Here is an 11,606-nt window from a genome sequence, read left to right on the forward strand (position 1 = left end):
CGTTGCTCTGATACTCTCAGAACTCGTCGTTTAGCCGTCTGCTAAACCGTTGTCCCCGATTGGGAGTGCAAAAGTGCAGCATTAATTCTTAACACGCAAGTATTGATGGAAAATATTTTATGCATTTTTTTCTCATAAAATCGTAACCGATTGATAACCAATTTTGTCCGCTTGAAAAATTTTTAAATAATTTTTCCCCATCCCAAGAACACTCATTAACCGGCCTTAACATGCGAATCGACACTTTATACAAAATCTTTTTTAAGTACCACAAACAAAACGGGCTTTTGCTATGAAAGCAAAAGCCCGTTCTTAAAACCTCTCATTATTTACGAACCACAAGCCTCGCAGCTTTCAGGATCGTCTAACGAGCATTGCATATCAGATCTATTATCCCGGGGAACAATAGGTTTTGCATGCTCCTCCGCGTACTGGACGTAGTTTAGCTCCTTCTCAGCGACTACTGCTGTCGCAGGTTCCAGCTGGATCTCTGCTTGCTTGCTTACTGTAAACTGAACCGGATCGGATGCTGCGCGCGTTCTCAGATAGTACATACCCGTTTTTAGCCCTTTTTTCCACGCATAGAAGTGCATGGATGTAAGTTTCCCGAAATTAGCTTCCTCCATAAAGATATTCAGAGACTGGGACTGGCAAATGAAAGCTCCCCGATCAGCAGACATATCCAGCAAACTCCGTTGCTTGATCTCCCAAGCCGTTTTATAAAGCTCTTTAATGTTTTGAGGAATGTTCGGAATAGCCTGAACGGATCCACTGGCGCGAACCAGATTATTCTTCATCTCTTCACTCCAAAGACCCAGCCTCACCAGATCTTTGAGAAGGTACTTATTAACCACAACAAATTCTCCCGACAAAACCCTCCTCACATATATATTAGATGTGAATGGTTCGAAGCATTCATTATTGCCCAAAATCTGACTTGTAGATGCAGTTGGCATAGGAGCAAGAAGTAATGAATTGCGTACACCATACTTTACAACATCTTTTCTCAATTTCTCCCAATTCCAGCGATTGCTATCAGGAGTAACTCCCCACATATCAAATTGGAAAATGCCTTTCGAAATAGGACTTCCGCCCCAGGTTTCATAAGCACCATGCTGCATAGCCAGCTCCATGGAAGCTTCCATCGCCCCAAAGTAAATGGTTTCGAAAACGTCCTTATTCAACTGACGCGCCTCGTCCGAATCAAATGGCATCCGCATCATACAGAATGCGTCGGCTAAACCTTGCACTCCAATCCCGATCGGTCGGTGTCGTTTATTACTTTTTTCGGCCTCGGGAACAGGATAATAATTGAGGTCAATGATTTTGTTAAGGTTACGAGTAATCACTTTCGTAATCGCATGTAGTTTTTCATGATCAAAACGCATGAAACCGTCTTCTCCCTGCTCAACAAACTTTGGTAAAGCAATGGACGCCAGGTTACAAACTGCCACTTCGTCCGGCGCAGTGTACTCGATAATTTCAGTACACAGGTTCGACGACTTAATCGTTCCAAGATTTTTCTGGTTTGATTTGCTGTTTGCATGATCCTTATACAACATATAAGGTGTACCTGTTTCTATCTGCGATTCCATAATGGCGAACCACAGATCCTGCGCTTTAATAGTTTTACGGGCTTTCCCTTCCAGTTCATATTGCTCGTAAAGCTTTTCGAACTCTTCGCTATGCGTGTCCGAAAGTCCGGGGCATTCGTGCGGACAGAATAACGACCATGTATCGTTTGCTTCGACACGTTTCATGAATAGGTCAGGAATCCATAATGCATAGAAAAGGTCACGTGCTCGTTGTTCCTCTTTTCCGTGATTCTTTTTAAGATCCAGGAAATCGAAAATGTCGGCATGCCAGGGTTCCATATATATGGCAAACGATCCTTTGCGTTTTCCACCTCCCTGATCCACATACCTGGCTGTATCGTTAAAGACACGCAACATTGGTACAATCCCATTAGACTGCCCGTTTGTACCTTTAATATAAGAACCTGTCGCACGAACATCATGAATGCTCAAACCAATACCGCCAGCCGATTGAGAAATCAATGCGCAGTTTTTGAGTGTATCATATATTCCATTAATGCTGTCCTCCTTCATGGTCAGCAAAAAGCACGATGACATTTGCGGTTTCGGAGTGCCTGCATTGAACAAGGTAGGCGTTGCATGTGTAAACCATTTTTCAGACAGCAAATGGTATGTTTCTATGGCAGACTGAATGTCTTCCTGATGAATCCCTACAGCCACACGCATTAACATATGCTGCGGACGCTCAACTATTTTGCCATCAACTTTAAGTAAATATGATTTCTCAAGGGTTTTATAGCCGAAGTAATCGTAGGCATAATCGCGATCATATATAATGGTAGAGTCAAAAAGTGAAGCATTCTGGCGGATCACTTCATAGACTTCTTTTGAAATCAAGGATGCATTTTCTCCCGTCTTCGAGTCTATATATGTATAAAGACGTTTCATTGTTGCCGAAAAAGACTTCAATGTATTCTTATGAAGATTTGAGATCGCAACACGAGCTGCGAGAATCGCATAATCCGGATGTTTGGTAGTCATGGAAGCCGCAGTTTCGGCAGCCAGATTGTCCAATTCGGCGGTAGTTACTCCGTCGTAAATTCCTGATACAACCTTTTTCGCAACTTCTACCGGCTGAACGTATTTTGAATCGAGGCCGTAGCTGAGTTTCTCAATGCGGGCAGTGACCTTGTCGAATTTTACTGATTCGCGGCGACCGTCACGCTTTATTACATACATAGACATACAATATGTTGTTTATTAGGAAGTTAGTGATGTTAAATCGGGATTGCACTCGGGGACGGTTTTGGTAAAAACCTCTTGAAATAACATTAAAATAATCAGATTCGCAACCAGTATTTAAGCTAGCAATTCCAGTTTATAGGGATAATCCAAATTAAGAAATCGTTAAGAATCTTATACCTAGTTATTTAGAACAATTTAGCATTGAAGAGATTCTACAAATAATTTTTGAGGACATCAGATATAAAAATTTGTAAACTTTTTTTTAACACATTCTCAAAAATCAACAAAACAACAGCACAAACCATTCTGAAAATCAATAGATTATAGACAAGATATTATTTGTATAAATTCCAAAGTTGTAAACTTTTATTTATTTAGCTAAAAATTTCCTTTACAAAAATTATCATTTCCGATTCATAACTACTTGTACCATGAGCCAAGACCATATCCCCGAAACGCGGAGAGAATTTATTAAAACATCATCCGGAATCATTGCCGGACTGGCAACCGGAGGTTTATTCGGAGATGCATTTGCAACACCTGTTATAAAACCCGATTATTCGATCCCGCTCGGTGTTTATGCCGGGTACAGCAAGGCTTCATTTTTGAAAGAATCGGGTTGCACTTATATAGAGGAGTCCGTAACCGGATTTCTGATACCAGAAGGTGGGGACGAAATGTATGAAAAGAACCTTGAACAACTTCATCAAAAGAATTTCCCCATTAAGTCTTACGTGATCCTGCTGCCCGGCAGTTTAAAAACTCTAGGTCCGGATGCAAATCATGAAGCCATTTTGCAGCGCACCGAGCTGGTACTTAAAAGAGCAAAAGAATGTGGTTCTCAATATGTCGTATTTGGAAGCGGTGCTTCAAGGGTTATCCCGGACGGTTTTGACCGCGCCACAGCGAAAGCCCAACATATTGATTTAACCAGAAAAATGGCCCCATTAGCTGAAAAATATGGCGTTACAATTGCTGTCGAACCTCTAAATCGCGGAGAAACCAATTTTATCAACAGTCTGGCAGAAGGTGTTGAGATTGTGGATGCCGTTAAAAGTAAATCCGTTAAGCTCCTGTGCGACATTTATCATATGCTAAAGGAGGATGAACCGGCCACTGAAATCGTGAAGTATGGGAAGCATATTGTCCATTGCCACATTGCTGAAAAGGAAAACCGTACACCTCCCGGAGTAAAAGGGGATGATTTCAGACCTTACCTAAGTGCCTTAAAGAAAATCAATTATAAAGGCGGGCTTTCCATTGAATGTTTCGTTTACACTGATTTCGATAAAGAAGCTAAAAGAGGTATTGAGGTATTGAAACAGCAGTTAAGTGAAGTTTGACGCCCATTTGCTTATGTATCAAAGTAATATTGAAAAAGATACCGGTTCAATCTTGGTTTACAAAAGAAGAATTTTTACTTTTGCAATCCTTTTTGAGAATTGTATCGAACACATAATAGCATATACCAATGAAAAAAGATATTCATCCCAAGTATAGAGAAGTAGTTTTCTGGGATCTATCAAGCGATTTCAAATTCATTACGCGTTCTACCATAGAGACTACTGAAAACGTAACTATGGAAGATGGCAAAACGTATCCGGTTTATAAAGTGGAGGTTTCATCGCAATCACACCCATTTTATACTGGCAAAAATGTACTTGTAGATACAGCAGGCCGTGTTGACAAGTTCAGAAAACGTTACGGAAACAAAGAAGCTTAATAGTCGATTAGCTGTTAGCATTTAGCTGTTAGCTATATTTTCTGGTAAGATTTAAAAGAAGCAGTCTCTTGCTAATGCATGAAGAGACTGCTTCTTTTTTTGTGCTAACCAATAAAATGACCGAACTTTGGTCGCACATTCTGCACATAATATGTCTGAAATTATTCTGTTTGACGACCCTACGCTACGTACCCGGTTATTGCCTTTTACATACACCCGACCAGTTGCCAAAATCCGCTGTGGCATTCATACCATTGATGAAAAATGGACCAGTTGGCTTAATGCACCAGTTTCATTTCAGACAGAATCGTATCTTCATTCTAAATATCCGGCACGCACTTCGACAGTCACTACCTTCATTAATGGTGGTCTTTTGCCTGACAGAGAAATAGTCGAGGTAATCCAGCAACTGGAAGTGGAGTCTGCATTAGTTTCTGATCAAAATGAGGTCTTAGCCGTCAGGACCGCATTGCCGTGGAATCCCGCAACTAGTATAAATACGTTTAATTTATCGATCCATTCATCGCCTGCCACACTGATTCGTAATGTCTGGGATATATTCTCTTTGAATGGCCCACAGATCAAGGCCGATTTTGAAAGGATAACCAAAGGAAGAATCTCAGAAGCAATTTCTGATCCTTACACCCATTATTACAATGCAGCGCAAATCTTCATTGAGCCAGGCGCGGTGATCAAAGCCTCCATATTAAATGCTGAAACCGGGCCGATTTATATTGGTAAAAACGCGTTGATACAGGAGGGGTCGATGATCCAGGGACCTTTTGCAATCGGTGAAAATTCGGTACTTGCACAAGGAACTAAAATCCGACCTAATACCACGGTGGGACCATTTAGTAAAGTCGGCGGCGAAGTGAGCAATTGCGTTGTTTTTGGTTATAGCAACAAAGGCCACGACGGCTATCTCGGAAACTCAGTCTTGGGTGAATGGTGTAACCTGGGAGCAAATACGAACAACTCGAACCTGAAAAATGACCATAGTCCGGTTAAACTGCATAGCTATGAAACCAATGCATTAACGGATACTGGCCTGATCTTCTGCGGTTTAATGATGGGCGACTACTCAAAAGCCGGAATATCGACGATGTTCAATACGGGCACGGTCACCGGAGTCAGCGCCAATGTCTTCGGAGGAGGATTTCAGGCCAAGCATATTCCTTCGTTTTCATGGGGCGGGGCGGCTGAGGGAATTTCAGAATATCGACTTGAGAAAGCATTGACGGTTGCAAAAGATACTGTCCGGAGAAAAGGAATAGAATTCAGTGAAACGGATGAAGCGATTCTGAGATCTGTGTTTGAACAAACGCAGAACCAACGGGCAATTTTTGAACATTAACCCGGTCCGGGGACAATTTAATTTTAAACATCGTGCTTTTAAAAAATATACCGGGACAAGAAAGTATCAAATCTATACTGAGACGCTCGGTACAAAATAGCCATTTGGCTCACGCTCAGCTTTTTGACTATCCGGCGGGTGGCGGCGGACTAGCGATGGCCCTGGCATTTGCCACCTATATAAACTGCGAGAACCGAAATGAGGACGATTCTTGCGGCGTTTGTGCATCCTGTGCCAAGATGAGCAAACTGATCCATCCGGACTTTCATTTCATTTTCCCGATTGCGACATCCAAAAAAGTCGACGGAAAAACCAGCGAAGCCTTTCTCCCATTATGGCGGTCATTTTTGCTCGAAAATCCATATCGCATTTTACCGGACTGGCTGGATCACATTGGTGCCGATAATAAGCAAGGGAATATTTCTGTGGAAGAAGCCCGCGGGATTTTGAAAAAGCTTTCGGTAAAAGCATATGAGGGTGAATATAAAATCCTCCTGATCTGGAAACCGGACATTATGAATGCTTCTTCATCGAATGCGATTCTTAAAATCCTGGAAGAACCACCTGAAAAAACGCTTTTCCTTTTGGTTAGTGACCAGTCCGACAAGTTGCTGACGACCATTATTTCACGCACACAACGCATTACGATCCCCGCATTTACCGATAAGGATGTGCGGACGTTTCTTGCAGACCATCAGATTAGTGTGGGTACTGCTAATCAAATCACCTATCTGTGCGATGGTAACTTTTCGGAAGCATTAAAACTTGCCAAAGAAAATGAAGACGATCGTTCAGGCTGGTTTGCAGCTTGGATGCGTTCCTGTTACAAATATGATGTATCGCATTTGGTGAAGTTGGCCGACAATTACGATGTAATGAATAAAGAAAGGCAAAAAGGCCTTTTGGAATACGCATTAAGGTTGTTCCGCGACATGCTGGTTTGGACACATGGAGCTGGCGAGCTGCTTCGGGTTCCGGATGAGGAGCTTACATTCGTTCAGAACTTTTCAAAAAGTGTTAATTTTGATTCACTCGAAAAAATGATCGATCAGGTAAATACTGCCTGTTATCATATTGAACGCAATGTTCGCGCCAAAATGGTTTTTCTGGACCTCTCCCTGACACTTGCTCAATTCTTCCAACGCAGATGAAACAGTCTTTACAGATTATCGGGGCGACAGATATTGCGGATTTGCCCGAGCTCGACTGGTTTAATGTACCCGTCCGGATCGATTCGGGCGCGACTACTTCTGCCATTCATTGTTCGCGGGTTAGGATTGTGAAAGAAGGAAATGAAGACCGTCTTCAGTTTTACCTCGACAAAAAGAAAGGCGCACCTCAGCAATCGTTCATTATTTCAGACTTCAAAGAAACGATAGTCCGAAATTCGTCAGGGAAAGAAGAAAAGCGATATGTAATCAAAACGCGGATCACATTATTTGGAAAAAAAATACGGACAGAATTCTCACTGGCCAACCGCCGCAAAATGACCTATCCTATTTTACTCGGCCGAAAATTGCTTAAAAACCGGTTTTTAGTGGACGTTTCACAAAAAAACCTTTCAGCGTCAAAGCATTCGTCCGGATCTGTTCGTTCCAAAGGCAAGAATTTAAGTAAACCCGCCTGATACCCGACCATTTTATTTATCAACAAACTATGAAAATCGCCGTATTATCCACTAATCCAGACCTTTATTCAACGAGGCGACTGGTGGAGGCAATCAAGCAAAAAGGTCACAAACCTGTGGTTATCGATCACGTTAAATGCTTTGTGATGATTGAAGGGGAAGATCCCTCCATCTTATATAAAGGAAAAAAGGTAACGGGAATTGACGCTGCAATCCCGAGAATAGGTACCTCGGTGAGCTCATTCGGATGTGCGGTGGTACGTCAGTTTGAATTGATGAAAGTGTTTACTACCGTCAAATCGCAAGCCATTTTGCGGTCCAGGGATAAGTTGAGAAGTATGCAGGTACTGGCAAAATCGGGCATTGGAATACCAAAAACCGTATTTGCGAAAAATCCGGCCCAGGTCAATGAGCTGATTCACCTCGTGGGCGGACCGCCGGTGGTTATTAAGCTACTGGAAGGAACGCAGGGTGTCGGTGTTGTGCTTGCGGAAACGATCAAAGCTGCCAAATCCACCATTGAAGCTTTTTACGGGTTACGTGCGAACTTCTTAATCCAGGAATACGTCGCGGAGTCGAAAGGAGCCGATATTCGTGCGTTTGTAATTGGTAATAAGGTTATTGCAGCAATGAAGCGGCAGGGCGCGGAGGGCGATTTCAGGTCGAATTTGCACCGGGGAGGCGAAGGAAGCATGATTGAACTCACGCCGGAAGAAGAACATACGGCCATTGCTGCTGCAAAAGCATTAGGCGTAAAAATTGCGGGAGTGGATATGCTCCAATCCGAACGAGGACCGCTGGTCATGGAGGTCAATTCGTCGCCGGGATTGAGGGGTATCGAAGAAGTGAGTGGAATTGATATCGCATCTTTGATTATAAGTTATATTGAAGACAAGATTGTTACCGATGAAGGTGACACGGTCGGAGTTTGAAACAAAAGCTTTTGAGTAATGCATATAAAAATTGGAACACGCGGAAGCAGGCTCGCTTTATGGCAGGCATATTACGTGGAAGAACTTCTGCAAAAAGGTGGAGTAGAAACGGAAATCGTCATTATTGAGACAAAAGGAGATAAAATACTGGACCGATCACTTTCCAAAATCGGCAGCAAAGGCGTTTTTACCCAGGAACTGGAAGATCAGCTTTTGAATGGCTCCATTGATATCGCTGTCCACAGCGCGAAAGATCTGCAGTCGCAACTCGACGATTCATTTGAGCTTATTGCTTTTACAGAACGCGAACAAGCCAATGATGTTCTTGTAAGTAATAAAACATCCCTTTCTCTCAAATCGGGCGAAACGTTCGTGGTAGGAACTTCGTCAACCCGGCGGGTCGCCATTTTAAAACACTTTTATCCGCACATTAAAACCGTAGATATGCGGGGAAACCTGCAAACACGTCTGAGAAAACTGGAAGAAGGGCAATGCGATGCATTACTGCTGGCATATGCCGGTGTTCACCGCATGAAATATGACGATAAGATTGCCGAGCATTTACTTTTGGATGAATTCACTCCTGCCGTCGGACAAGGTAGTGTAGCCATTGAATGTTCCATTTCATTAGCTGACGACAAGAAAACGAAACTAAAAGATCTTCTTAATCATTCGGATACAGAAATTTGCCTGCGTACCGAGCGAGCATTCCTGAAACGGTTGCAAGGTGGCTGCAGTATTCCGGTTTTCGCATTGGCAACGTTACATCACGAACAAATCGACATTTCCGGCGGCATTGTCAGCCTCGACGGGAATGAGCTCATCCGGCGAACCCAGAGTGGATCCATATCTTTCCCTGAGGAACTGGGAACCGCATTGGCAGACGAGTTGCTGGACGCAGGTGCAGACAAGATTTTGAGGGAGATCAAAGAAATCAACCAAAACAATTAAGCGAAAATCGCCCCAGCAAAAAAGCCCGAATCGACAACCGATCCGGGCTTTTTTGATATAATAGATCATTACTTATTCTTTCTTTGGCAGCGAATCAGCCGGTGTGGCTGGCTTCGCAGGAGCAGTAGTCGAATCCTGTCTGATCGGCGTCACCGGAAGCGCAGGTCTTGCAGTGCTGTCTGGTCTCAATGTCGAATCAGTCGGTGTTACCGTAGGTCTTACCGTTGAATCAGTAGGCATTCCAGCTGGTTTCGCTATCGAATCCGGGCGCGTAGAATCAGGTCTCATATTCGGATTTCTCATTGTTGAATCCGGTCTCATTCCTGAACGCATTGGCATTCCCTGGCCCGCAGGTCTTGCTGTACTGTCAGCGCCAGCCGGCCTCGCACCTTGTGGCCGCCCGCCAGGAGCACCAGCGCCACCCACACCTTGTGGTCTGATCGCAGGAGTTGCAGCAGGCGTTGCATTCTGCGTACCGCCGCCGGCATCACCCATACCGCCACCACCATCACTTTTCTGGTCATCGTTGTTAACCGACTTTCTTCTACGGGTCTTTTGTTCAACGAAAGTCATTTTACCTAAACGGTATGAGAAATTCAACCTGAAACCTCTGTTAAACAGATAGTTAGTATTTGTCTGAGTAAATGTCCTCGAATCAAGTTCGGTCTTCATTTTGAATGAAGGAGCCAGGAAGTTCTCCATTCCAAACCCAATGCTTCCACGTTTGTTTTTGAAATCCTTTTTAACTCCCAGATCGTACATTCTGAAACCTGCCTGTGTTCCCTGCAACTGGACATCCCGGCCACGTACAAAACCGCCGGCTTGTAAGCCCCAGCCATTTTTAATCGTCAAACCGGTCCTGAAACGTCCGCTGACAACGATACCGCTGTTGTTTGATTGCAATGAAGGGTCCGGACTGTTATTTTTCAGATTAGCATAATAGGCATCAAATCCGCCGCCAACCTGCCATCTTTTAAACAAGGTGATATTACCGAAGACATTCACCCCGTAATTTTTCTTATCCCCGATATTTCCATAAGTCGTAGAAATGACGCCGAGACTATCGGTAGTACGGATGCTTTCAATGGAGTTGTTGGTAAAACGGGCAAATCCGGAAACATTCACATAAAGCGTGTTTTTGAAAAAGCTTGTTCCCACTTCCACCTGGTCGGTAAGCTCAGGATCAAGGTTTGGATTACCAAAAGAAACATTTTTAGGGTTTGATGAATTGATATTTGGGTTCAAAAACTGGATACCCGGACGTTGCAATCTCCGGTTATAGCCCAGTTTGATCGTTTGCCCTTTTCCAAAAGTCTGAGACAAGTTCAGGCTGGGAACCAGATTACTATATGCCGGCAAGGCCAGTTTACCTTGCTCCCCCAGAGTTGCGTCGATGCTCGTGTATTCATACCGCGTTCCAGCCTTTATCGTAAATCGGCTTTTAGTTGTGTAAGTATATGAAAGATATCCGGCAGCCACGTTCTGATCATAATCCAGCGCGCTGGTCGGGCGGGCTGCGATTAGTCCCCCGTATTGGATATTACTTACAACCTGACGGAAAATTCCTTTTCCTCCGAATTCGAAAAGCTGATTTTCTTTGATTGGAGTCTGATAATCAATCTGAACGGTACTTTCCTGATTGTGACTATTGTTGTCATTCAATTCCGATCCCAGCAATTCTCTTGTACTCACACCACTCAGGTTAAAAACATTCGCGGTATAATCGTTTGTGCGGTTATTGCGGCTGAATTGGGTTGAAATGCTCAATTCCTGCTGTGGCTTGCTCAGCGTTTTAATGTAATCAATATTAACATCCCAGGTTCCCGACAAATCCTTTGAATTCACATCTCTGAAAGTATTTTTAATGGCTCCGGTTGCAGGCGTGTCGAATGTCGACAGCTCCTGCGTATTACGCTGGTTACGCATTCCATAACGTACGCTGGCTGACAATGAAGTTTTCGAATCAATTTCATAATCCCATCCAAAATTGTATGAACCGAAAGCCATTTTGTTTTGTGATTCGCTGGTTTGACGAACTGAGAAATTTTCGATTTTTCCAACCTGTAAGTTTTCAGACTTACCTGGCATATTGTAGTTAAACCGGCCAAACCCGCCCAAACTGAAACCCATTTTCCCAACCCTGTAATTTCCTCTCAATCCCAGGTTCGAACCTCTGTTACCGATACCGGTGTCGAGATTAAGTGTTCCACCCTGTATCGTACTTTTCTTCGTCACAATG

The 11,606-nt window shown here is 43.5% G+C and carries 9 protein-coding genes; 7 read left to right on the top strand and 2 right to left on the bottom strand.

The window, feature by feature from the left end; genetic code table 11:
* Positions 1–329: 329 nt before the first annotated feature.
* Complete coding sequence (locus tag LZG72_RS27080; RefSeq protein WP_233878292.1) at positions 330–2,774, bottom strand: ribonucleoside-diphosphate reductase subunit alpha; 2,445 nt, start codon at positions 2,772–2,774, stop codon at positions 330–332.
* 437 nt (positions 2,775–3,211) lie between these two features.
* On the opposite strand from LZG72_RS27080, the gene LZG72_RS27085 reads away from it, so the two are divergent.
* The 7 genes from LZG72_RS27085 to hemC all read left to right on the top strand — a co-directional run bounded on the left by LZG72_RS27085 (position 3,212) and on the right by hemC (position 9,367).
* Complete coding sequence (locus tag LZG72_RS27085; protein WP_233878284.1) at positions 3,212–4,123, top strand: sugar phosphate isomerase/epimerase; 912 nt, start codon at positions 3,212–3,214, stop codon at positions 4,121–4,123.
* A 128-nt stretch (positions 4,124–4,251) separates the two neighbouring features.
* Positions 4,252–4,503 (top strand): type B 50S ribosomal protein L31, encoded by a 252-nt coding sequence (locus tag LZG72_RS27090; protein ID WP_233878285.1) that lies wholly within the window; start codon positions 4,252–4,254, stop codon positions 4,501–4,503.
* Between the two features lie 151 nt (positions 4,504–4,654).
* Entirely contained in the window at positions 4,655–5,857 is a 1,203-nt protein-coding gene (locus LZG72_RS27095) for a putative sugar nucleotidyl transferase (RefSeq protein ID WP_233878286.1), read from the top strand.
* Between the two features lie 32 nt (positions 5,858–5,889).
* Complete coding sequence (locus LZG72_RS27100) at positions 5,890–7,008, top strand: ATP-binding protein (protein WP_233878287.1); 1,119 nt, start codon at positions 5,890–5,892, stop codon at positions 7,006–7,008.
* Complete coding sequence (locus LZG72_RS27105; protein ID WP_233878288.1) at positions 7,005–7,484, top strand: RimK/LysX family protein; 480 nt, start codon at positions 7,005–7,007, stop codon at positions 7,482–7,484. Before LZG72_RS27100 ends, LZG72_RS27105 begins: the two co-directional genes overlap by 4 nt.
* Positions 7,485–7,513: 29 nt before the next feature.
* The gene (gene rimK / locus LZG72_RS27110) at positions 7,514–8,416 is read left to right on the top strand and encodes a 30S ribosomal protein S6--L-glutamate ligase (protein ID WP_233878289.1); all 903 of its coding nucleotides are present in this window, start codon (positions 7,514–7,516) and stop codon (positions 8,414–8,416) included.
* Between the two features lie 18 nt (positions 8,417–8,434).
* Positions 8,435–9,367 (top strand): hydroxymethylbilane synthase, encoded by a 933-nt coding sequence (gene hemC, locus LZG72_RS27115; RefSeq protein WP_233878290.1) that lies wholly within the window; start codon positions 8,435–8,437, stop codon positions 9,365–9,367.
* A gap of 72 nt (positions 9,368–9,439) precedes the next feature.
* On the opposite strand, the gene LZG72_RS27120 is transcribed toward hemC, so the two are convergent.
* A partial coding sequence (locus tag LZG72_RS27120; protein ID WP_233878291.1) for an outer membrane beta-barrel family protein occupies positions 9,440–11,606 on the bottom strand: 2,167 nt, incomplete at its 5' end.

Origin of the sequence: Dyadobacter sp. CY323, from assembly GCF_021390245.1 — a bacterium.
Classification (GTDB): domain Bacteria; phylum Bacteroidota; class Bacteroidia; order Cytophagales; family Spirosomataceae; genus Dyadobacter.

Coding starts and splice junctions, on each gene's coding strand:
- LZG72_RS27080 (WP_233878292.1), bottom strand. CDS start 2,774: ATGTATGTAATAAAGCGTGACGGTCGCCGCGAATCAGTAAAATTCGAC.
- LZG72_RS27085 (WP_233878284.1), top strand. CDS start 3,212: ATGAGCCAAGACCATATCCCCGAAACGCGGAGAGAATTTATTAAAACA.
- LZG72_RS27090 (WP_233878285.1), top strand. CDS start 4,252: ATGAAAAAAGATATTCATCCCAAGTATAGAGAAGTAGTTTTCTGGGAT.
- LZG72_RS27095 (WP_233878286.1), top strand. CDS start 4,655: ATGTCTGAAATTATTCTGTTTGACGACCCTACGCTACGTACCCGGTTA.
- LZG72_RS27105 (WP_233878288.1), top strand. CDS start 7,005: ATGAAACAGTCTTTACAGATTATCGGGGCGACAGATATTGCGGATTTG.
- rimK (WP_233878289.1), top strand. CDS start 7,514: ATGAAAATCGCCGTATTATCCACTAATCCAGACCTTTATTCAACGAGG.
- hemC (WP_233878290.1), top strand. CDS start 8,435: ATGCATATAAAAATTGGAACACGCGGAAGCAGGCTCGCTTTATGGCAG.